Raw genomic sequence first — 22,311 nt, 5'->3', positions numbered from 1 at the left:
GCTGGTGAAGATTAAAACGGTGCGACGAGCCACTCACCGTCTTCCTTTCGTTCAAGCTGCGGTCCGAAAACCTGCTGGAGAGAGTGAAGTTCATCCTCGTACCGTAGATCGTACGTTTTCCCACTTCGATGGAACGAACCTTCGACGACGAACTGTACCGTCGGACTTTGGTACTCTAAATCGTTTGCGCGTCGGTCCATCTCATGAGCCAACTCATTAGCCAGGTCCTCCTCTGCCAAGGCTTCTGAGAGACCAACAACACTCACAAGATCCGGAACGTCGTCTTCTTTGAGTCGCTGTACAAACTCCTCTACAGGAATCTGATGCTCGAAGGTCTCATACGCACCTTCGATAACGAGATTGTAGCGTCCAGGTATCTGTCCGGGGCCTGCCATTACGCAGACAACGTCTCCGAAGGGACAAAAATGGATACGGTAGCGTAGTCACCTATCTCTACGAAAGTCCTACTCCTCCCAGAAGGCACGCTGGCGTTCTTCGATTTCGGAGAGTACCATCGATAGGACATCCCGCCAGTCAATTGGGTGTGGCGAGTCGTCACCTGGCGTCGGCGCATCAGGACCTGGATGGACATGATCACGGGTGTTGTGGCCTGATGGATGTCTATCCCATCGATGATCGAACTCGCTGGTGTCGTGTTCTTCGTGGTAGTGAAGCGAGAAGTCCCCGTTTTCGAACCAGACGACCTCCAAGCGAGCAGCACGAACGCGTTTCGGGTAGAACCGCTGATCGTACACGCACACCAGACGGTCCGGGGCAAATGCCGGCTGATCATCGATTCGGCTGAAACGGTCACCAGCGGCGAATCGATCTCGAATGGCATCGAGTCGGTCGAAATCAATCGGCGCACCGCTAAGCGAGTCAGACGTGTTCTCGTCGCCGCCTCTCATACGGCGGACTGTAGATCAGCGCCGTCACCGGACTCGGTCGTGAGGGCTCGTTCGAGCAGTGCCACCCGACGACGCGCTGTTTGCCACGCGGAGAGACTCTCCCAGACGTCCTCGATAGATCGGTCAGTCTCGCTCGCATAGTCCGAAATCGAGATATCGTCCGGTGATTCGACGTCGAATTCGCTCTCCAGCGTCTCTGCGCGCTCCGACTCTGTTTTTAGAAGGTCAAGAAGTTCTTCAGTGGCGTACTCCTGCCGGAGTTTCTGAACCCGTCGCCAATTCAGGTACTCCTGGTTACGCTCGTAGGTGGCTGGTGATTCCGTGACCTGTGTCACGATTCCCATCCGTTCGAACCAGTCCAAGTACTCACGTGCGGCATCGACACCGTGTCCCGCGAGTTCGGCGACGTCGTTCGCCGTTGCTGGACTATCAAGGGCAAGGACGGCGTCGAAAAAATCGTCCCGCGTTCGGTCGCCGCACACCAACTCCTCTGGAGGAGTCAATGCCTCGAAGTCGGGTGCCTCAGAACGTTCATCGGCGTCGGCTGTTAGCTCCTCGCGCGGTTCCTCCATACACTGTCTCCGCACCAAGGAGGAATAAATCTTTTCCGCACGTAATAATCCGTATCGACTAGCCGTGATCTCCGACCTGACTCACAGTTAGTCTGAGGTGGTGAATTGTAGTAGGGTGGACTGTTGTTCGTTCGTTCCCTGGTGAGTAGAGGTATCCAGACAGTCGATTGTCGTCGAAGGACTGATCGTGGGATCGAGATCCTGCAGAAGATGGTGGCCATCCGACGAATCAATTGTTTCGAGGCACTCGCTACAGGCCAATACGAGATAGTAGTCATGGAAGTCTATCTGCCGGTCGGCAGAATCGCCACACCAGTAACACTGTGGAGTTGCCTCCCGGAACCGCTCCAGGAGGCCTTCCGAGTCCATCACCTGGGTAAGGAGGGTGGACAGATTAGCGTGGTCCGACATATCAAGTCGGAGTATCGAAACGGACTCCTCAATCACGGGCCGCAGATTTTCCAACCACGGTGCTATACTGTCCCTAGTCGGATCTGAACGTTGCTTGTCCATCTCTCTGGTCACATGCCGGAGAAGGGTATCTCGTTCGTCCCGCGAGATCGAGAACGTGCAGTACGGTTGGATCGATCCCACGAGCAGAACCAGATGATCAGTGTCACTCATCGCAACTACCACTCTTTATGCGCGAGAAAACGGCTGATCGAGCGATTCGAGTCAGAAGGGGGACAGAGTCAATTCGTGACCACCTTCGCCGACGACCCGCCGTTTCGAGCTGTTGTTTTGCCCTCATCGTTCGGAATAGGTGAAATAACCAGGTGCGTAAAAAACTCTGCCCTGAGAACACCGTGATATCGTCCCACCAGAGCCTATACGGCCAATATCCATATCGAGGGCCCGGAACGCAGACTCACGGCACGACCATATCGCCGACTCGCCTTAGACAGGCTGTAGGAACAAGGGTGCGGCAAGCAACAGAAACACTCTCAGCGAGAGTCTCGAAATGGATTGTCGAAAATCGCCATCGGGAGTTGTCTTCGCGTCCTATGTCGGGGTTCCTATTCGCCGTAACTCGTGATGTCCCGATCCCCGAGCACGCGCGTATACGCGTCGTCGCCGGTTACGTCGGCGAGCCGACCGGCGAGTTCCCGCAGGTCGTCATCGACGCCCCACTTATCGACGTAGTTCTGAACTGCTTTCCCCTTCTCGTAGCGGTAGCGGAGGAACTGAAGTTTGTCGAGGTCTGAAAGGTGGTCGCCACCTTCGCCGTTGACCCGCTCTTCGATGTACGCCCGACGCTTCTCGTTGTCCCAAGTGCCGAGTTCGAAGCCGTCATCTTGGTTGTACAGGTGGGTCTCCTTGAGGTCCTCTGGGTTGGCATTCGTCCCGCGGCAGAGCTTGTTAACGTCGTCGAAGGAGGGGTTCGATGTATCAAGCAGGTCGATGAACACGTCTTCGACGCCGATGTCGCTGGCCTCCTGAATGATGCCGTAGATCTCCTGAACGACTTCCTTCGCGGACATGATCTCGCCGTCGCGCTGCACCTTCCCGTGGTGTTTGGAGTACTCGTGGAAACACGCGCCCATCTCCATCACGCCGATGTCGCCACGTGAGAGGTCGCGGTTCTCTTCGAGTTGCGTGCGGGTGCGACGGGCTGTTCGGTAGATGTCGCGGCGGAGGGAGTTCCACGAGGCGGGTTCGGTGTCGTCAATGGGTCGAGCGACGACGACGATGTCGAAGGAGACGGCTTCACCAGAGATGAATTTGTGAAGATCTGCGGTAATTGGATACGTAGCTGTGACCTCGAAGCCAACATCACAGAGTGATTCAAGAAGTTCTCCCCAGGATTCGGAATCACTATGATGGTACGTGAATGTTAGAACCCCATCGTCTACGAGGCTCTCGTGAACTACCTCAAACCCTTCTCTAAGTTCCATCTCGAAGTCTTCCACGTCCTTCCCCTCGGAAGGGTTCGAAACAATGCTCTCAGTACGTGGTGTGTATTCAGGTTCGAACCACTCGTACTCGTCTTTTAGGATTAATCGAAGCCAGACGTAGAAGAAGTCAGATACTTCGGAGTAAATGATGTTGTCGTAGTACGGCGGATCCGAGATTACAGCATCGAACTCGTCTTCATAATCAAGTTTGCGCATATCCCCCTGTGAGAGGGTGAAGTTTTCGCCAATTGGTTTGGCGAATTCGGGTGTTTCTTTCTTTTCACCGTCGTCCACCCACCGCTCAGTGGGAGCACTGGCATACTCTACCCCACTAATCACCATATCCCAGATGGACTGGAACGTCCCCATCCCGTATTCAGTCCCCCAGACGTTTGCTTCGGCGGCTGCCTGTGGAACGTCAAACGAATTGGTATTGAAGATATGATTTATATGATTATTTGAGTGCTCATATCCCACTAGCATATTGTTCGTCCGGAGCATGTCGCTAAATGCCATCAAAAGATACTCTCGAACATTCTCATTCTCAACTTCGCTTATCGACTGAAGAAGTTTCGAAAGGCAGAGAAGTTGGCGTGGACTGTACGCGTCAGTCCAGTCCTCCAGCCCATGTTGGAATAGGTCGTTCCCGCTAATAGAGGATGATTCGGTGATTGCTCCGCGTGCGATTTCGCTCTGTGGGACGAACTGAGTGAGTTCGTCTGCTTCTTCCCACTCCTTTCGAGCCTCCTGTGCGAGGTCGCGGTCCACTTTTTCTGCTCGCTTGTAGCCTTTCACTGCGGCACGTTCTTTTCCTTGGTCATCACAGGTGCCGCAATAATACTCAAGCGCGTACAGGCTGAGACCGTAGCCATCTTGTTCTGCAACAGCGTCAGTAACCGAGTATTTTTGTCCACAGTCGGTACAGTGGTAGTTCCCCCTTCCGACGTTCCCGTCCGAAGGGTCGAAGGAATTCCCGCATTCATTACAGGCGCACTCGTTTTGCCAATCGTCAACACTGACGACCGACTCGCAACTCGGACAGAAGACGCTGTACGTTCCTTTGTTGTCCCCATATCGTCCTTTCCCGACTCGGTAGTCTTTGAATAGGGGAACAGTGTGCCCGCAGGAAACGCAGTCGAGTTCTCGAACCCAGAAGTTGTACATAACGTCGGCGTCGTGGTCGCCGTTCGGGCAGGGGGTCTTGTAGTACTGCGTAATCTCGTCGGCGACGTCCTCCTTCACCTGTTCGAAGGCTTCCTCCAGCTCTTCGACGTCGGTCTGGCCCGCTTCCAGTTCCTTCTTCGTGACGAACCACGCGACGGGATTCAGGTCGTTGCCGACGACCTCCGCCCCGAAGCGTGACGCTTCTACGAGCGACGTACCGCCGCCCATGAACGGGTCGAGAATCTTCTTGTCCTCGACACGGACGTCCTTCGGGTAAAGCTCCCAGAGGCTCTCCGGGTCGGTCATGTCCACGCGTTCGAGGAGCGACGCGACGTCGAAGTCCGACTTGCCGTCTGCGTCGTCGCCATAGGACGCCAGCGTGCTGCCCTCGTGGCCGGGCTCGAACACCGAGACCTTCTCCGGATCGTCCAGCATCGTGTACAGAGAGATGGCGCGGAAGACACAACCGAGGCGTCGCGCCCACCACTTGTGCATCGTGTAGATTGGGCGGTAGTACATCTTCGCTCGACCCTCCTTCGCCGCGATCTCGTTCACGCGCTCGATGGGGAACCCGCGTTCTATGGGGAGTTCCGTCCGCTCCTGCCGGCCCTGCGAAGATCCAGATTGTTCAGACATTATTCAGTATGTAGAAGCGATGCGCCACGAGCCACATAAGTGTGCGTTCTTCGCAGTAACGTCTCGGTGAAGCGAGCTTCGTTGGGTGTCTTGAAAGGAAAACAAACGTCGAAGAAGTTGCCTAGTCGTCGTCAGAGACGAGCGTTTCGAGGTCAGTCACGTTCTGGATGGCGTCGGATGCCAAGTCGTCATGACCCGTCTCGATGGCGAAACCGGCTGCCTCAGTCATTGCTTGTACCATCTGTTCCACGAACATCGAGTCATCCGTGACGTACTCTCCAGCCACCTGTAGTGCTCGCCGGCTGTCTGTCAGTGGTATTCCGACCACTTCTTCGATCTTAGCGATTATTTCTAGCGATTCGTCGATCTTCTTCGCACGGTTGATCGTTTTTTCGGTCTGCATAGTGGGTTTGACCCGAACAACTACAGCCGCCAGTCATTTTTAAAGGTAAGCCAGAGGGAGCGGAGGTAATTGAGTTGGTACTCGCTCCCTGAATCGCTACGATTCGAGCGATTCTCCGTTATTGCGTTGTTTTGAGGGGTTAGAGCGAGTATGCGTGTCAGGAGAGGTGGGTGAGAGTGGTCAATGAGTTCCGAAATGGGCCAGATGTCTAACAGCGGCGCGAAGTGGTTCGACACCAGAAACTGATGAGCTCTCAATGAATTGTTTGTGAATACACGACTGATCGGTGGTCTGGGTCAAGACGTACCAACGCGAGGCAGGCCGCGGCTTCATCGGAGAATCACACGATTGCTGAGCGTGGCCCACACCGGGTTCCGAGTACTGGCACAGGTAAAACCGAACCAACACCGTTTCCCGCCGAATATCGAGTTAGGGGGCAATCGAACAGGCTATCCAGCGTGCTGTGGATAGTTCGGTATGACTGATTTCCTGGAAGTGCGAGAAGACGGAGACTCCGTGATTTCTGGAACAGTAAGCCGAGATGAGCTTGAAGCGGAACTGACACCGCTGAACCCACGAAGTTTGTTCGATAGACGACTGAAGACTGTTCTTCGGGATATGCTGGATGAGGCGGACGATGACGAAATCGTCGTCGAAGCCCTCGTCAGAAACGCGGACGCCGACCAGTAGGAGAAGTGGAACTACTTCTGGAAGGTGATCTCGATCTTCAGGCTTGACGCCTCATCGGGCATCCGCTCGAAAAGGTCTTGGACCTTCGTGTAGTCCTGTCCGGACCGTAACGTCAAGCTGACTTGCGTCCGCTCGACGTCGGCGGTCCCCTGAAGAGCGCCGGGAACACCCTCGCGGTCGGGCAACATGAACGTGACGTCGCCGTAATCGACACTTCCGGTCTGGTGGTTGTTCCGCCACTTACTCCGCATCGCGGCGACGTCGTCGCCGTTGTACTCGAAGCGCCACGTGGGGATCTCTGTGTCGGCCTTGCGGAACGGGTACCCCGGAACCCAGTCGGAGGCTTTCTCCGAGCCGGTCGTGTTGACGACGTACTCGGGTTCTTCGTCCTTCCCGATGTTCTCCAGCAGGTACGTCCGCACCATGTACTCGGTAACACTGCTGTCGAACCGGTCGCCGACCTTGTTCACCGTGAACTGGTCGCCCGGTTCTAAGTCCTCGATGTACTCCAGGATCTGGTCGCCGATCCGTTCGGGAACGGTCGGGACGATCTTCACCGTCGTCGGATCGCGGTCGCCGAGCGATCCAAGATACCGACCACCGGCTTCCAAGACGTAGTCGTCTACGAGGAATTCGTTGACTGCCTCGCGGGCGACGGACTCGGTCTCGTCCGGCGGGAGGAACACCGACTCCTCGGCACGGACCTCGCCGATAATTGTGTCGAGGTTCGCGTAGCCGTCGTCGTCGATGTGCGTCTCGATGCGGTCTACGAGGGACGATGCACCAACGACCTCTGCGCCGCCGACGTCGCGGACCGTTGCGTCGGACTGCGGCTTATCGAGGATTTCGTTCCCTTTCACGATGACGTACTGGTCCTCACGAGCGAGCCGACCGATGGCCCGCATCACGACGTCGTGGCTGTCGCCGTCGATCCAGATCTCGCCGTCTTCGACGAGTTCCAGTTCGAAGTCTCCGATATCGAGCGCGGTTGTTCCGCTCCCGAACCGCTGACGCAGTTCCTGTTCGACATCATCGACGCCCCAGACGTCCACATCGTCTTGCTGGACGAGGACGGTGTCCAGCGAGCTTCCGGAGAGGTCATCGCGGAACCCGCCAGTGTCACGGGCGAGTACCGGTTTGTCCGAGAGCGCTTCGACGGTCGCATTCAGCACGTCGTTCGCACTGCCGGGGATCGGAAGCTCCGGATCGCGGAGGAACTGCTCGTAGATATCCTCAACCGAAATCTCACCGCGCCGCTCCAAGAGATCCTCGGCGATGTCCCAGACGTCCGACTGGAGGTCAAACGGATCGGCAGATGCTGAGTCCGCGATGTTCGAGGCGTCCAGCTCGGCCTCGTCGTGAACGTAGACGTCGAGTTCCATCGGCGTCATCTGCCCCCAGTCGTTGAGCAGGTCGTTCCCGTCAAGCACCTCACCGTACAGGAGTTGGAGTTCTTCGCGGAGTTCGTTCTCTTCCTGCTCCCGCATTCCCTGAATCGACGTGCGAATCTCGTCATCGAGGGATTCGTCGGCGAGGACCTGCCGTGCGCCCTCGATGTACCGTGCCTTGTCGATATACCGTGTCCCCGACTCGATGGCCTTGTCGCCCGAGGGCTGGACGAACACGAGCGTGTTACGCCACTCGCGGCCACGTCCGTCGTTCGTGATGACTTTCTCGACCTCCTCGTTCGTCCACTGGTCGTCCTTCACGACGACCTTGACCTCACGGTCGTCCGGGATGTCCCGCATGTCGTTCGTACGGAACCCTACCGGGTGCGCGTTGGATCCGAAGATATCTGTGATGAAGTCCGCGACCTCAGCCTTCGCCGACGTCTCCGAGACGTCTACGGCCGCGTTCCGGATGAGTGCGTTCGGGTTCTGGCGGTCGCGGATTGCGTACTTCCCGTTCAGCTTGTGGAGATGCCACGCGACACCGTGGAGACGTTCGAGATTGAGGACAACGTCAGAGACGAGATCCCCCGTCTGGTAGGCACCCATGACGATCTCCGAAACCTCCGCACCCTCGCCTTCGCTCGGCTTCAGCGAGTACAGGAGAATCGTGTTCAGAATACGTCGGCCGTGGGGAACGTCGTCGTCATCGATTCGACTCTTGATGTCGCCTGTCGCCGCATTCAACCGCTCGTAGTTGATCTTCGCCAACTCGTCCTCGAACTCGATAGCATCGATGTCACCGTGCGTGATTAGATCCGTCTGATCCTGCATCTCCAAGAGAACCTTCGAGAAGAGGTAGATCATCCCTCGCGTGTTCTGGTTATCCTCGTCAGCGTAGTATCGCGTCTCAAGCGCATCCAGAAGCACAGGGTGGAACGGATACAGATCGTGCATCTCCGACAGCAGATCATCGGGAATGGAGACGTGATCAGATTGGTCGTAGGCATCGAAGTACCCGTTGACGATCTCCCGGGCAGCGTTCTCGTTAACCGAATCGATCAGGCGGTGACGCAGAACCTCGCGCTTGTCCACCTGGTTGTTCATGTTGACCTCGACCGCCTGTTCCCGGTTCAGGATGTCGTGGACCTCGGAGCCCTCACGCAGGACGGAGACGATGGTGTATAGTTCGAGATCGGAGAGTGCCGTAGATTCGAGGAGCGACTGGAGGAATGCTTTGTTCGCACTCTTGCGGTCGCCTTGGAGCGTATCGAACCAGTCCTCAAGTTCGTCCACGAAGAACGCGACCGTATCGTCGCCGACTGCTTCCTGAATCGTCTGCATATCGGGATACCCTCCCGAACTGTACGTTCCAGGATCGTAATCGAGTGCCTCGAAAAACGGTTCCCACAGATACTCGTACTGCTCGTTCTGCATGGCGACCGTAATCGGCGTCGCCGATTCAGGGAGTGCTGCGTCGAACCCTTCGACCGAGTCGCTTGCCCAGTGGCCTGCTGCGTCGGGGTCGTCGAAGCAGTGGTACAGCGCGACCATCTGGTGGGACTTCCCACTGCCGTACGGCCCGTATAGGATATGTGTCCCGCGCGGGTCATCGCCTGTGAGCGAATCGCGGAGAATGGAGAGTGCTTCACGGAGCCCCTGGGTCATCAGGGTTCGCTCGAAGAAGAGTTCCGCGTCTGACTCGAACTCGTCATCGTCATCCACGTTGTAGAGCTTTACCTGGCCGTCGATTTGCCCCTCTTCCCGAAGCTCACGGCTGAGTGTTACCGTGTCTTTGAGGGTATCCGACAAGGATCCTGACTGTGCCATCTTGATACTTAAACACACCTCTTGGGCACCCAATAAACACTATGGTCTTTCGAACCCCTCTCTCCCCCCAGAACCATTCAAAGGTAGGGTGTCATCGAAGTCTTCGTGGTTTGTTGCTCACACCTATTTTCACGGTGATCTGAATGCTAAGTAGGTCTGCGAATCTGGGACGTCTCATTGTCCGAAAGGGCCATGATTGAGTAGCGATGATGCCGTACTACTCATTTATGGAGAGTGATCCTCTGTTTCGTGAAGTACAGCGGTTTCGCCAGCCGTGGATCTGGGCGCTTCTCGGTGGTATCGCGCTCCTCATGCTTGTATTAGGCCCTATCTTGTGGGGAGGGCTCGCCATTGTCGTTGGGATCGCTGGGCTAATCTACAGTCTTCGTCTCCAAACCGAGGTTAGAACTGATGGCATCTATTTCAGAATGTGGCCTCTCCACTGGTCATTCCGTCAAATCCCGTGGTCAGAGACTGAACATTACGAGGCCAAACAGTATAGTCCCATTCGAGAGTTCGGTGGCTGGGGAATCCGCTGGGCACCTGGGAAAATCGCATACAATGTCAGTGGCAATCAGGGGGTCTGGATCGAACAGACGAACGGACGTTCAATTCTTCTCGGGTCACAACACGCCGAGGAGTTCAGTAGTGCAATCGATGAGGCAACACAGTAGTTGTCTCCCAACTTGGGTTCGTATCCACTAACGAGAGAGCAGGCAACGTTTCGATCGAAGTGAGTGCTGAATCCGCCGTAATAAATGTGCAGTCCTACGCCTGTCGGTCACAAAACGTATTTGACGCGAACCTGTCTCTACGTGACTATGGGAAGTTACGACCTCGTTGATGTTGAGGTCACACATGAGTCTGCGGACGATCTTTTCGATTCATTGTCTGAGGATGGTGCATACGAGGATCATTTACAGAGCATCCAAGCTGTTCGCCTCCAAGCGGGCCAGCCTGATTCTGAACTCCGGTCGCTCAAAGAGTTGGATGAAAACTCCGTCAAGCTACTCGAACATCAGGTGGATGCTGCCTATCGGGCCCTTTTCGAGATGGATGGGAAAGCCCTTCTCGCGGACGAAGTTGGGCTTGGAAAGACCATCGAGGTCGGGATGATTCTCAAGGAGATGCATTTCCGGGAGACAGATGAATCCGTCCTCATCCTCACGCCTGCACAACTGGCCAAACAGTGGCAAGCGGAACTCCGTGAGAAGTTCGGACTCGACTTCGTTTGCAACTACGACGACGAATTCGAGGACTTCGACGCCCACGACTACATCATTGCGAGCATCGACACCGCGAAGAGTGAGCGACATCGTCAGACGGTTCTCGACCGCGACTGGGACGTTCTGGTCCTCGACGAGGCACACTACGTCAAGAACGAAGAGACGGACCGCTACGACCTGATCGACCGGCTCTCGTATAACTACGCGTTCTTCCTGACGGCGACGCCGATTCAGAACGAACTAACTGACCTGTACAACGTCGTCTCACTTCTCCGTCCCGGACTGTTCGGCACACGCGACGTCTTCCACCAGTACTTCGTGAACAGCAATCAGGAGACACTCGTCAACCGAGACGAACTACAGGATCGGTTGAACAAAGTGATGATTCGGAACCGACGGGAAGAGACGGATATCGACTTCACGGACCGGACTATCGACACACGGACGTTCGATCCGACTCCAAAGGAACGTGAGCTCTACCAGGCAGTCTCTGACTACGTCAAGGGTGCTTACAGCCAAGATCAGGGCCAGAAGCTCGTGCTAATGCTCCTTCAGAAGGAGGTTGTTAGCAGTCCTGTAGCGCTCAAGGAAACGATCGAGAAACGACTCTATGAGCAGTCTGAACTCACCCATGCGGACGAACTGGAGTCCATTTTGGACCTGATCGAAGACATTGATACAGTAACGAAACAGGAGCGCCTTCTGGATATCGTCGAAGAAGCACGTGAAACCGTCGAAATGGGGCGTGTGATCGTCTTCACCCAGTTTCGTGCGACGCAACGTCAAGTGCTTGATCGACTCGCCTCAGAAGGGTATACCGTCCACGCGTTCCACGGTGGGCACTCCAGTAGTGAGAAAGAACAGATCGTCGAGGACTTCGAAGAAGAAGGCGGAATCCTTGTTTCAACAGATGCAATGAGTGAAGGCCGAAATCTCCAGTTTTGTAATTTACTTGTCAATTTGGGTCTCAGCTGGAATCCTATGCGTATGGAGCAGCGTATCGGGAGAGTTCACCGAATTGGCCAGAAGCGAGATGTATTCGTTTTCAATATGGCGTTGAAAGGTACGGTCGAGGAGTACGTACTGGAGCGCCTTTACCACAAAATCGACCTGTTCCAACAAAGCGTGGGCGAGCTAAGTTCCATATTGAGTCGGTTAGAAGAGTCGGGAACAAGCTTCGAGGACCAGATTTTCGACCGACTCGTCAATGCTGATTCAGAGGTCGATCTGGAGAATGACTTCGATGCGATGGCCGTCGATCTGCAGGAACAACGAGAGCTCGCTGACAAACTGGAGGAGTTCAACAACGGCGTCTTCGAAGGATTCGACTTGGGGGAAAGCGATGACTGACGAAGCACTCGCGGTCACGCAGTCCGTCGTTGAGGACTTCTCCGAACGCTACCTAGAGTCACTCGGCGGCACCATTGAGACACGAGGAGACACCTGGGAAGTTGCGATTCCAGACAATGAGGATACAGAATTGCCGGCAGGCACCCTCTCGTTGCTTTGTGGTACGAACAGAGACGAAGATAGTACTGGAGAGCATCTCCATCCAGAAAGTGAGTTTTTTCAGCGGATCCTCAGAGAGGCAGCTGAGCGTCGCCCCACAGGGAAAATATCGATAGAAGCCGGTCGGGATGACGTAGTGATCCCACAGTGGATTAAAGAAGGCGACGTCGAAGTGAGGGAAATCCAGTTCACGCCGTACTACGACCGTACCGCGATTGTGGTTCTTTTTGAGGTGAGTATCGAGACAGTCAGTGAATACCAACAGGAGCTCCTTCGCGCCATCGCCATCGACCACCGCTCGGAACAGAGACTTCCGGCGTTGGAGGAGACGTTTCTTCAAATGACGGCGATACCCACGAACGGCTCTCCCACTACCGCGAAATCCTCATTATCGGAATCAGACGCACGATCACATCTCAGCACAGCTCAAGATCAGCTGATGCGGAGCATCCAGAACGAAATTGATGAGGTCCATAATGAAGCATCCAGAGCAGCGGACGCAGAGGTCGAAGAATACCGGCAGCTCCAACAACAACGGATCCAAGAGCTGGAAGAGGAACGATCCAAACTATCCTCGAAGATCGATGAGCTGAGTGAAACGATCAACGGCAGTGATCAGGACGATCGCGTGGAGGCACTGAAGAAACGGAAAGAGGCAAAAGCTGAGTATGAAGAGGTGGATGCGGAACTAAGTACTCTGCAGGAACAGCGCGACCAAGGATTTCCACAGAAACAGGAAGAGATTCGAAAGCGGCATGCGCTGGATATTCGAGTGACTCCCCTGACGGTAACACAGGTAGAGTACGAACGGGGAGAGATCGATGTCGAACTGGCTGAGCAAGGAGTTTCCCGAACGGTGACGCTCGGATATGGAAGCGGGATCGGAACTACGGAGACCGTCCAGTGTTCATCATGCGATCGTGTGTTGAGCGTAGAGAACCCTCTGAATACGATCAAAGGTTCTCTTCGATGTAGAGTCTGCAGTTCTTCTAACGACTAGAGAAGCTGCAGCAAGAGTTATCGAATGCACCGACGAACGGAGGCCTCTCAGCGAACCTCAATCATCGTCTCCCATGATGAATAACTCATCATGCTCGATCCGCATCAGATCTTCATTCTCCCTATTGTGACGCCTCACGTTCTTTATATTGATTCCCAGCTTTTCCCGATCTTGGTTGTATTTGTAGCCTGGTGAGGATTCAGCGACCTCTCGCATCAATCGCCTGACCGTACTTTTCCGTATTTGACCTTTGAACAGGTCAACTACATCGGTTATACTGAATGTCGCTTTTATACTATCGCCACCATCAGAACGGTACGCAGCGACCTTGATTGCCAGCCGCTTATCCTCCCTGTCCATAAGCATCAACGGTTTTTTAGTCGGATCTCGTGGATTCGTGAGTTCTAAACTCTCAGAATCAACGTACAACTCTGGGTTATTCGGATGCCATGTGAAATCCAATTCATCGAGCACTCTGGGTAGATACTGCTTCCGGGTGTAGTCGCTCACACCGATTCCTTGTGCTGCCTTGATTGCGTTATCGAACTCAGTGAGACTGAATCCGACCGCTCCAGATTGACTGAGTTCGTGAGCGATCGTCTTGGTACGACGCTCCTTCGCCCCCATCGAATCATCGACATCCGGCTGAGGCTCCTCTGAGATTCTCTGAAGCTTCTGTGTTACCCGTTCGATTACGCTACCATCAGTGATGTATCCGTACATGATCGCCTCTGCGAGTTCACCGGCAGAACGATAATCGTCTTGAGAAGCCGATATCAAGGCTGTACGAACGTTTTCAGCGATTCGGTGAGAAGCAACGACTGTCTCACCTCGGTCAACCTCACGAGTTTTTTCTTTGCTTTCTGAACCACCTAAGGTGTCCGTGAGGTCATCAACTACATCTTGCAGGTCTGCGAGTTCTCCCTGATTGAGGAAGTATCGGAATTCCCGTTCCAACTCGATGCCCGCATATGGCCGGCACTTTCCGAACTTGGCCTTGATTTCGTTGTTGAAATTCCGTTTCACATCTTCGTCGATGCGCAGATTCAATCTCACGCGATTGGTCTCACCGCTCACACAGACCACCCCGCATCGAACTGCGGGAACCAAGTGCTGATGGTCTGATAGAGGTGATGATGATGTATGCAATTGGTTACAGACAGTAGTAGTATCTGTAGTACCTCGGCACCGTGGTCGGTCAGTGGCTCTAGTAAATCGGCGTCATGAGCGGTTTTAGCGGCCCGACGCCCCTGCTGAATGCTGCCCCCCTGTAGAGGGATTCCTGATTGGCGCAAAAAAGAAATTCTGAGAGCGGCTTCGACAAGCCTCTCTTCGAGAATGAGCTGTTCTAATTCGATACCTCTCCGGTCGTGTCTTCTAACTGGTGTCATGGAGGAAAGCCTCCACCCGCCCCTGTCTGGGCGAACCCCTGCGGCCGGAGTTTGGAATTGAGGCTGTCAAGACGGAACGTAGCCTAAATATGATTTATTCCCCCATCTCTCGGTAGAGCTGATTGAGCGCTGGATTCTGACCCGATCCAAGAGCCTGGATTGCGTCCCGTGTTTGTTGTTTCACAGTATGTAGGAGCTCCCCCTTCTTTTTCGGGAGGCGACTGTGATCCCCGTCCTGATATCCTTCATCGGCAGCAAGGAACAGGGCGATCCGTGATCGTAACAGACTGCGACTATCTTCCTCACCAGCGATCAGGACGTGGGTTGCGATATACAGCGAAGCATCCATCTTATACGGTACTAGAGTTGCAGCGTTCTTGCGGAACCATTGATACACGTCGTACATCAGGTCATCTACTTCTTCCGGTGAATCTGGGAAGTCCCCTTCTGCGAGGATGAGACTCGCCTCTTCGGAGCAATCCTCTGATTGGCATTCTAAGAAGACTTCGTACGCCGTCAGGCCATCGATGCATAGGAGTTGTCGTCGATCCACCTCCTGATGCTCATGGGAGTGGATATCTGGGTCGGACGGGAGGATATGCGTATCACTATCGGTGCCGATGCTATCTGCGTCATGGAACTCTGTCATGTCTATGAATTCGAAAACCGAGGTTAGTTAGCGAGCTGCTCTGCAATTGCCTGACTTCGGGCTTCCATGCGTTCGGACTCACCACGGCCATCGTAGTGCGTCCGAATCACGGATGGACTGACATCACAACGATCGGAGACGTAGTCGATTGGGACGTCTTCTCGGAGGAGATACGTGATCACACCCGAGCGAACCATGTGCGGACAGGCGTTGTTTGCACATCGCCACGCGTCAGACGATGTCATCGAATCATCGTGATCGCACTCATCTCCGAGCGCCTGTGGGCAACTCCACCGATAGACTGACTTCCGGATCGTTGATCTGGCAACTCTTCCGTTGCGGGTCGTGAGCAAGGGCTCACGACCGTACTCATCAGAGACTGAGACACGCTGATCGTCGATGTACGCTTGAAGTGCTTCGACCGTCCCGTCTCGGATCAAGCCAACAAGCCGCTCGCTCCCACGGTCGTTCTTGAGCGATGTCTCTGATTCTGGCCGATATCGGAGTCGAAGCGTCCGATTGTCTGGATCGAAGTCCTGAACGTCCAATGAGTGGAGAGCACCAATCCGGAATCCTGATTCGGCGAGCAGCGTCCAGATGATGTGATCCCTGGATGCGTAGTGATACGTCTCCAAGTAATTGTGGATCTCCGAGATCCGCTCCATCTCCAGCATCTCGTCGCGGACTTCGTCAGCTTCCTTGACGCGGAACGGAAGGATCTGCTCATGGAGCCCGACCCTGACGGCATCGATTGTTTCGCAGTGCTCAACGAATTTCCGAGTAATGTCGATTTGCGTCTTCTCTGACTTGGGAGCTAAGTGATCAACACTCGTTGGAGCTTCTTCGGCACGCCAAGTGAGGTAGCGCTGGATCGCACGACCATCTAGCTCGTTGAGGTTTTCGATGCCGACCTGCTCTGTCCACTTCGTGAAATGGCGGAGACTGGAACGATGTGTCTTCAATGACGAAGAGGCGAGTTCATTACGACGTCGGTGAAGATACCATTCAACGGCCTCTGCTGGCGAGATCGGCTTCAAATTGGTTGATCTGGGATCTCCACGAGTACTGTTCGACCTGTTGGGATCCGAACCGACTCGTCGATCATTTGGATCGTCATCCTTGCTGCTCATCGCTTATCACCTCGCTGGCTACGGTCTCTCTCGATCACTCGGTGAGAACACTGCTGAGGGTGAGCGGGGAGATATCTGGTTCGAGGATTGTGCTGTTCTTCAAAGGCGATTCCTTCGTGGATTTGATTTCCTGTTCTGGGCATTGTGTTGCCCTCATGCGCACCTACGGGCAACACGCAGAGCGGCCAGGCATTCCGTAGATCCGTTCAACAACGGCCTGAACAGCCGCTACACTCTCAACCGGTATGGTGATCGACGATTGGGCGGCCAGCGCAATCAGCGCGGGCCGCCCATACGGTGACGGAGCTGGCGGAGCGTGAGTTGATCACTCCCTGGCTGTGGATTCCGTAACACGGAGATGCTCCTTCCGATGGATCTGAATGCCAATTCCAATCGAAGCTAGAGGCAGAGTGTTCTTCCGATCAAGAAGCCAGGCTGTCAGATGTGGAGAGCTCGTCCCTCTAACTAATAATCATAGACATAGGTTGTCTTATCGATGGTAGTAGGCCAAATGTATGCTGGATCGGAAGAGTTAGCACGGTAGGCCTTACCAATTGACTAGCCCCGGGATCGCCCAATGCAGAGGGTTGGATAACGGATTTTACTTACGGATCTGCGCCAGAATTCCTAGTAGGGGATAGGCTGACCCATTCCCGGCGTGGAATCACCACTCTCCCCCTAACTGGAGTACGTGAATGTCGTCTTGAACGTGAAGTAGCGTCGTGCCATCTTTTGCTCGGAGGATTTCACCGTCACCATCCCATCGGTATAGATCAGCGGAGTATTTTCCACGGTCAGGTTCGGTAGTCACGTAGTCCTTCTCTACAACTCTTTTAATCGCGTCCCGAACGCCTTTCTTGCTAGGATCTGCCTTTAATCGGTCATCTTCATTGACCAGTTCGTGGATTTTCGTGATTGACCGTAGCGCTCGGTCTGGCTTATCCTCCTGCTGAAATATCTCGAATAGTTTTGCGAGAACTGCGCCTTCCAGTTCTCTGGACTGAACGTTGAACTCGGCTTCTATCTCAAACCAGTCTGGAAGCGCGTAGGTGCTAATATAGACTGTTGCACCGCCGTTTTCGAATACGGTTTCATCCCGGCCAAACCTGAGAACCGCCTGTACGACCTGATCATGGGCGAAATACTGGTAGATCTTATCGCCAAGGTCGCCGAATGACTTCTCAACGTCCACATCGTCGCTACGCGTGATTTCGACTGGTTCCCCGCATAACCCCGCCCAGAGACGGACAAGATCGTCCCCTGGATGAGGCATGCCCGCGACGACGCCCAAAGACTCTGTTTCGAAGTCATTTGAGCTTTTGACCGTTGCGTAATGCAGCGCCTGATGCGCATCTGATACTCGGTTATCGTCAGTCTCTTGCTCAGAGTTAGTTCGTTTGACGAACGTGTCCAGTAGCCCCCAATTCTGATATCTCTCTAGCGCTTGCTTTGTCGAAATTAGTGCGAAGGGGTCTTCTTCAAGTGCTTGAACAGCAGCAAACCGGTCTGAGTCTGAGTTACTGATGTTCCCCGCCGCATATGGATGCCATCCGTCACCGATCTGAATGAGCGACATATTCATCGAGGAACGGAGATACGTTGGGAAATCCTCTCGGTCAATTACCTGCTGATGATCGAACCCACTCTCTGGTGCAAAGAGGAGGTTCCACAGTTCAATTGTTGGTGTCCCATCGAGGCCGATGATCTGCGCTGCATCAGAAAGATCTGGAGGGGTCAGCGCATACATCTCCCCCGTATTTCGATCTCGAAGGCATTTCGTCGCGGGTCCAAGATCTGCGCTTTTCCATATGTCGTCAAGTGAACCATCAGGTGGAGGAGCGAGATCAATTCCTGGACCGATTCGTTCCATACAGAGCAAACTAAAGGTGAGAAATGGCGCATAAGCGTGAACATCATCATACTTCTCAAGTGTCAGTACTTCACAAAGCCGCTTAGTTAGAACGTCTGCTTGCTGAAGGTGTGTCTAAAACCAAACAAGCAGACGGTGAGATCCACGAGGACCAGCTTCTTAACTTTCTCGTCAACCGCCTTGACGAGGAAGTTTCGCTCTCGTTAGCCAATAACGCTGAAATCACTGCTGAAGACATCTATGAGGTCCTCGTCGGCGCTTGCGCCGACGGGACCTCTGTCTCTACGCTCTGTGCGTCGAGCCAGAACTCACCCGCTGGGAACACGGTCCTCTACCATCTTCGGACGAAGTTCGAGCCGGAACGGCTCGAACGAGTCGCTAACACGCTCCTGCGAAAGGATCTCGATGAATTGCTCCCCGAACAGGTGGAGGTCTGCGCAGACCTCCACCTGCGGCCCTACTACGGTGACGAAGACGACACAGACGGCCTCTATCACTCGGTAGCGAAGCGTGGAACCACTGCGTTCCACGCCTATGCCACACTCTACGCGCGTGTGAAGAACAAACGCTACACGCTGGCGGTACGCCGTCTCAAAGACGGCGATACCGCAAGTAGTGTCCTCGCTGAGTTCTTCGGTGTCCTCGACGGCCTTGACGCCGGGGTCAAGGCCGTCTACCTTGATCGCGGATTCTACGACAGTAAGTGTCTCACGCTGCTTCAGGCGCACAATTACGCGTACGTGATCCCGATCATCCGGTGGGGTGAGGCGATTCAGCAAGAGCTCTCGGAAGGATGGAGTCGCGTCATTCAGCATGATCTGACGGGGAAACTCGACGGTCACAGCTGGACCGTCGATTTTCCCGTCTACATCGACTGTACGTACCTAAATGGGAAGTATGACGAGAACGGTGTGGCGCGTCACGGCTACGCCGCTGACGCGCCGTTCATCGACTCACCACGGGACGCTCGATACCACTACTCGAAACGCTTCGGTATCGAGTCAAGCTATCGCTTGTTTGAGCAAGCGATAGCGACAACGACAACACGAGATCCAACGGTACGGCTGCTGTACGTGGTGGTGAGTCTCCTCTTACAGAACGTCTGGCGGTACCTTCACTACGAGTATGTGGCGACGCCCCGCCGAGGCGGGCGTCGCCTCTGGTGGTGGCCGTACAAGGAGTTCGTCAATATGATTCGACGAGCTGCGTGGACGGCCCTCGCGGTGCGTCGGGCCGTCCCCGCGAATCGGCCACCTGACGACCGATTCCACCGCTAACCACCGACCGAGCAAGCCAGCGGAGTGAGTGGCGACGCTGTCGCGTCGGCGGCTGACCGCCGCCGACAGCGACAGCTCTCCGTCGATCCGTCCGTAATTCTCTCGTCGAGACCGTCAGTACAACCGCTTCGACACAGAACTCAGGCCGCAGAAACAGCTAGCCGAGGATGCTTTGTGAGGTACTGATCATTCCAGCTCCGCCAATCGCCATAAGCAGTATTGGGATGCTGTGGTCTCCGGCAATGAGCGAGCGTGTTGCTGGCCCTCCCAGTGAAGCCCCAATTACGGCGAACGTGCCGGTGTATATGTATAGCCGTTCGATAAATGATATAATAACACGCTGCTACTTGTAATTTCAATTAATGATTGTCTTTGTTGTGTTCGAAGTCCTAATCAGCTGGCTGTTTCAGGCGAGAATATAGCTGAAGAATAGGATTTCAGCAGAGCCAGCGAATACTAATATTGGCTCAGTAGTATCGGTGCGGTCAATTATGGAGCAGTTGCGTTTAGTCGCTGTGCTGTTAGTCGACAAAAAGGGATGAGTGGCTACGCTTCGAACCGACTCCACTCGCCTGTTTCGAGGTCGACTCGAAGAGTCCGGAAACAACACCAAAAAAAGCGGGCGCTGTCGGATACGTCGACAGGGCTCTCTTAGAAGTTCTACGGTCTCACTGAGTAAAGCCACGAGTTCCTCGAAAGCACAACCTGTTCACCGTTGAGGAGACGCTCCAGCAGATCTACGAGACCATCTCTGACAAGCCCGAGAAGATGGTCTGTACGAGAATATATCGCGTCCTGACGATAGATAGGCTCAGCTGGAAGTTTACACATCGATAGAGGGGTGTTTTACGTGTAGCTCTAAGCATCGACCTGCTAGCTCAAATCGAGAGACATAGAAAGCCCATCACTCATAAGACAAAACTTGAACCTACACTAAGTGAACTACCTCACCCCGATCGACCTTACGGCCTCACAGAGGACGGGGCTTCCTGTTTCCAAGACGCGCTTTGTAGGAACCGAATCGGTTCCCGTAGAGAGCGCAGTCTCCGTAGGCATTGAATGGGAGTGAATCACTCCTACTTGATCAAGTCCACGTGAAAGAATATTGTACGCGGCGTATTTGACCACACCACCCTGCAAGTGTTTTCAACACCACACCAAGCTGCAAGTGTTCTAGACGACACACCACCCTGCAAGTGTTATACTGATAGAGCTCCGCTCATGTGAATTTCCAGAGGTTTCGTTGCTGAGGATCCGATGTATCTGGTGGTTGAAATTCTGATGCCTCATCTTCGAGATGTGATTTCAACACACGTTTAGCATTGCTCGGTACGGCATTTTTATAACTTGACTTGAGTGCAGCGTTAAGAATATCTCTTGGGTCGTCAGTTACGTCGTAAATAAATTTGCGGCCACCTTTGATACCAAGATTCTGTTCGGCAGAGCGGACCAGTCCCTGCATCGAGAGTTGGTCAAGGAACTCGTACAGCTTGCGTTCTGATTTAACAGGTCTATTGCTTGATTCTGCGATTGAGGAGTACAAATTATACACTCGCTTTGTAGTCGCCTCATGCCCAGGTTCGATGATCGCGAGCGTTGTTGCAAGATACGTAAGTGCTTGCTGCGAGCTTAAATCGTCCTCAAAATAATCTAGCAATTCATCCGTTTCGATTGTCTCAGTTGCCTGACGGACATGCTCTTCGGTGACCACATTTCCATCACTCATACGGGCGTACTCACCTGCTTTTTCGAGAATACGGAGCCCCTGACGAACATCTCCACGCTCCTGAGCTGAGAATGCTGCTGCAAGCGGTACCACTTCATCTTGAAGTACACCGTCTCTGAATGCCATGTCGGCGTAGTAGCCAAGGATATCACGAAGTTCGTTAGCGTTGTATGGTCCAAACTTAATCTCACGTTCACCAAGTGTAGATTTAACCTTTGGTTCAAGCACGTCGACAAACTTCAAATCATTCGAGATACCAATCAATCCAATTTTTGCGGTCTCAATTGGAGTATTCTCGTTTGCCTCAGCACGTGGGAGGTCGTATAAAAAATCATTACGAGCGTCTGGAGGTATATTATCAATCTCATCGAGAATGATCAACACATTTCCCCCGACTGCTTCGATTTCTTCATGCAAAAACTCAAAGACATTGTCGGTACTGTAGCCGCTCTCGGGAAGTTTGTTATCGGGTTCGCGGAACTCGTTGACAAGCGAGGTCACCAGTGAGTAAGCTGATCGGTAGTTTCGACAGTTGATTGGTCCAATAACGTGGAGTGGAACACCTTCCTCAGCCGCTTTCTCTTGGAGTTTATCACGAACCCACTTCGTCACGGCAGTCTTTCCAACGCCTGTTGGCCCAAAAACGAAGATATTGTTTGGATCGTGGCCAACAACAACATCTTGAAGCGCGTTGATATACAAACTAATTTCTTCGTCCCGGTGAAAGATGGTTTCAGGGCTGAAGGTGTCCTTTTTAAGCGGTTGCTTCCACTCAAAGATCGCATCAGTTGTATCAAACGGATTGTCACCCAAGTCGACCATTTGTTAACTATGATAGACTGTACCGTTATAAACGCTTCTACCACCCTGCAAGTGTTACAAGTGTTCTCGGAAGTAGCCCCTCACACACCACCCTGCAAGTGTTTTCTTCCAGCCGAAGGTGAGGGGTTACTCCCAATAACTGGACGTAAGTAACCTGCTAAACATACATTAGAACGGCTGAGTCGATAGAATTTCAGGTAGAAACATCGTTACTACTTACTGTTT

At 53.8% G+C, this 22,311-nt stretch carries 17 protein-coding genes and 1 pseudogene; 6 read left to right on the top strand and 12 right to left on the bottom strand.

All coding sequences use genetic code 11. The features are described from left to right. Positions 1 to 11: 11 nt before the first annotated feature. From HLAC_RS13735 to HLAC_RS13710, 6 genes are all read right to left on the bottom strand, one after another. Positions 12 to 395, bottom strand: a complete 384-nt coding sequence (locus tag HLAC_RS13735; protein WP_012659176.1) for a DUF8076 family protein — start codon at positions 393 to 395, stop codon at positions 12 to 14. A gap of 69 nt (positions 396 to 464) precedes the next feature. Then, positions 465 to 908, bottom strand: a complete 444-nt coding sequence (locus HLAC_RS13730; RefSeq protein WP_012659175.1) for a toxin-antitoxin system TumE family protein — start codon at positions 906 to 908, stop codon at positions 465 to 467. Next, entirely contained in the window at positions 905 to 1,480 is a 576-nt protein-coding gene (locus tag HLAC_RS13725; RefSeq protein ID WP_009486638.1) for a DUF7342 family protein, read from the bottom strand. The genes HLAC_RS13730 and HLAC_RS13725 overlap by 4 nt, the downstream gene beginning before the upstream one ends. An 87-nt stretch (positions 1,481 to 1,567) precedes the next feature. Further along, positions 1,568 to 2,104 carry a hypothetical protein gene (locus tag HLAC_RS13720; RefSeq protein WP_012659174.1) on the bottom strand — a complete coding sequence of 179 codons (537 nt, stop codon included), beginning with the start codon at positions 2,102 to 2,104 and terminating at the stop codon, positions 1,568 to 1,570. Between the two features lie 392 nt (positions 2,105 to 2,496). Next, positions 2,497 to 5,175: a DUF1156 domain-containing protein gene (locus HLAC_RS13715; RefSeq protein WP_012659173.1), complete on the bottom strand. Its 2,679-nt coding sequence runs from the start codon at positions 5,173 to 5,175 to the stop codon at positions 2,497 to 2,499. 121 nt (positions 5,176 to 5,296) lie between these two features. Continuing rightward, positions 5,297 to 5,578, bottom strand: coding sequence for a hypothetical protein (locus HLAC_RS13710; RefSeq protein WP_009486640.1), 282 nt, complete (start codon positions 5,576 to 5,578; stop codon positions 5,297 to 5,299). A gap of 477 nt (positions 5,579 to 6,055) precedes the next feature. Between HLAC_RS13710 and HLAC_RS13705 the strand changes: the two genes are divergently transcribed. Further along, positions 6,056 to 6,268, top strand: a complete 213-nt coding sequence (locus tag HLAC_RS13705) for a hypothetical protein (RefSeq protein ID WP_012659172.1) — start codon at positions 6,056 to 6,058, stop codon at positions 6,266 to 6,268. Positions 6,269 to 6,279: 11 nt separating this feature from the next. On the opposite strand, the gene HLAC_RS13700 is transcribed toward HLAC_RS13705, so the two are convergent. Continuing rightward, a complete protein-coding gene (locus HLAC_RS13700; RefSeq protein WP_012659171.1) occupies positions 6,280 to 9,486 on the bottom strand; it encodes a DUF499 domain-containing protein in 3,207 nt (1,068 codons plus the stop codon). Between the two features lie 206 nt (positions 9,487 to 9,692). Here HLAC_RS13700 and HLAC_RS19580 point away from each other — a divergent pair, with 206 nt between their 5' ends. The 3 genes from HLAC_RS19580 to HLAC_RS13685 all read left to right on the top strand — a co-directional run bounded on the left by HLAC_RS19580 (position 9,693) and on the right by HLAC_RS13685 (position 13,221). Next, positions 9,693 to 10,160, top strand: coding sequence for a DUF6141 family protein (locus tag HLAC_RS19580; protein WP_014053141.1), 468 nt, complete (start codon positions 9,693 to 9,695; stop codon positions 10,158 to 10,160). Between the two features lie 147 nt (positions 10,161 to 10,307). Next, a complete protein-coding gene (locus HLAC_RS13690; RefSeq protein ID WP_012659169.1) occupies positions 10,308 to 12,062 on the top strand; it encodes a DEAD/DEAH box helicase in 1,755 nt (584 codons plus the stop codon). After that, positions 12,055 to 13,221 carry a hypothetical protein gene (locus HLAC_RS13685; RefSeq protein WP_009486643.1) on the top strand — a complete coding sequence of 389 codons (1,167 nt, stop codon included), beginning with the start codon at positions 12,055 to 12,057 and terminating at the stop codon, positions 13,219 to 13,221. The genes HLAC_RS13690 and HLAC_RS13685 overlap by 8 nt, the downstream gene beginning before the upstream one ends. 57 nt (positions 13,222 to 13,278) lie before the next feature. On the opposite strand, the gene HLAC_RS13680 is transcribed toward HLAC_RS13685, so the two are convergent. From HLAC_RS13680 to HLAC_RS13665, 4 genes are all read right to left on the bottom strand, one after another. Next, positions 13,279 to 14,298 carry a hypothetical protein gene (locus HLAC_RS13680; protein ID WP_009486644.1) on the bottom strand — a complete coding sequence of 340 codons (1,020 nt, stop codon included), beginning with the start codon at positions 14,296 to 14,298 and terminating at the stop codon, positions 13,279 to 13,281. A gap of 408 nt (positions 14,299 to 14,706) precedes the next feature. Then, positions 14,707 to 15,261, bottom strand: a complete 555-nt coding sequence (locus HLAC_RS13675) for a hypothetical protein (RefSeq protein ID WP_012659167.1) — start codon at positions 15,259 to 15,261, stop codon at positions 14,707 to 14,709. Between the two features lie 23 nt (positions 15,262 to 15,284). Beyond that, positions 15,285 to 16,391 carry a tyrosine-type recombinase/integrase gene (locus HLAC_RS13670; protein ID WP_012659166.1) on the bottom strand — a complete coding sequence of 369 codons (1,107 nt, stop codon included), beginning with the start codon at positions 16,389 to 16,391 and terminating at the stop codon, positions 15,285 to 15,287. A gap of 664 nt (positions 16,392 to 17,055) precedes the next feature. Continuing rightward, on the bottom strand, positions 17,056 to 18,261 hold the full coding sequence (locus tag HLAC_RS13665) for a hypothetical protein (protein WP_154018581.1): 1,206 nt from the start codon (positions 18,259 to 18,261) through the stop codon (positions 17,056 to 17,058). A gap of 110 nt (positions 18,262 to 18,371) precedes the next feature. Between HLAC_RS13665 and HLAC_RS13660 the strand changes: the two genes are divergently transcribed. Next, complete coding sequence (locus HLAC_RS13660) at positions 18,372 to 19,538, top strand: ISH3-like element ISHla1 family transposase (protein ID WP_009486633.1); 1,167 nt, start codon at positions 18,372 to 18,374, stop codon at positions 19,536 to 19,538. 655 nt (positions 19,539 to 20,193) lie between these two features. Beyond that, a pseudogene (locus HLAC_RS19575) lies at positions 20,194 to 20,347 on the top strand (PadR family transcriptional regulator); the annotation flags it as partial. 410 nt (positions 20,348 to 20,757) lie between these two features. Here HLAC_RS19575 and HLAC_RS13655 read toward each other — a convergent pair. Beyond that, entirely contained in the window at positions 20,758 to 22,086 is a 1,329-nt protein-coding gene (locus HLAC_RS13655) for a Cdc6/Cdc18 family protein (protein WP_012659163.1), read from the bottom strand. Positions 22,087 to 22,311: the final 225 nt, after the last annotated feature.

Source organism: Halorubrum lacusprofundi ATCC 49239, from assembly GCF_000022205.1.
Taxonomy (GTDB): Archaea; Halobacteriota; Halobacteria; order Halobacteriales; family Haloferacaceae; genus Halorubrum; species Halorubrum lacusprofundi.
Note: the sequence above shows the minus strand (reverse complement) of the source record. Positions and strands in the feature narration are given on the sequence as shown.

Bases quoted from the DNA above. Each gene is read 5' to 3' on its own strand.
- HLAC_RS19580 (WP_014053141.1), top strand. From the start codon at position 9,693: ATGATGCCGTACTACTCATTTATGGAGAGTGATCCTCTGTTTCGTGAA.
- HLAC_RS13730 (WP_012659175.1), bottom strand. From the start codon at position 908: ATGAGAGGCGGCGACGAGAACACGTCTGACTCGCTTAGCGGTGCGCCG.
- HLAC_RS13665 (WP_154018581.1), bottom strand. From the start codon at position 18,261: ATGGAACGAATCGGTCCAGGAATTGATCTCGCTCCTCCACCTGATGGT.
- HLAC_RS13710 (WP_009486640.1), bottom strand. From the start codon at position 5,578: ATGCAGACCGAAAAAACGATCAACCGTGCGAAGAAGATCGACGAATCG.
- HLAC_RS13700 (WP_012659171.1), bottom strand. From the start codon at position 9,486: ATGGCACAGTCAGGATCCTTGTCGGATACCCTCAAAGACACGGTAACA.
- HLAC_RS13685 (WP_009486643.1), top strand. From the start codon at position 12,055: ATGACTGACGAAGCACTCGCGGTCACGCAGTCCGTCGTTGAGGACTTC.
- HLAC_RS13675 (WP_012659167.1), bottom strand. From the start codon at position 15,261: ATGACAGAGTTCCATGACGCAGATAGCATCGGCACCGATAGTGATACG.
- HLAC_RS13715 (WP_012659173.1), bottom strand. From the start codon at position 5,175: ATGTCTGAACAATCTGGATCTTCGCAGGGCCGGCAGGAGCGGACGGAA.
- HLAC_RS13690 (WP_012659169.1), top strand. From the start codon at position 10,308: ATGGGAAGTTACGACCTCGTTGATGTTGAGGTCACACATGAGTCTGCG.
- HLAC_RS13705 (WP_012659172.1), top strand. From the start codon at position 6,056: ATGACTGATTTCCTGGAAGTGCGAGAAGACGGAGACTCCGTGATTTCT.
- HLAC_RS13670 (WP_012659166.1), bottom strand. From the start codon at position 16,391: ATGAGCAGCAAGGATGACGATCCAAATGATCGACGAGTCGGTTCGGAT.
- HLAC_RS13735 (WP_012659176.1), bottom strand. From the start codon at position 395: ATGGCAGGCCCCGGACAGATACCTGGACGCTACAATCTCGTTATCGAA.
- HLAC_RS13720 (WP_012659174.1), bottom strand. From the start codon at position 2,104: ATGAGTGACACTGATCATCTGGTTCTGCTCGTGGGATCGATCCAACCG.
- HLAC_RS13655 (WP_012659163.1), bottom strand. From the start codon at position 22,086: ATGGTCGACTTGGGTGACAATCCGTTTGATACAACTGATGCGATCTTT.
- HLAC_RS13725 (WP_009486638.1), bottom strand. From the start codon at position 1,480: ATGGAGGAACCGCGCGAGGAGCTAACAGCCGACGCCGATGAACGTTCT.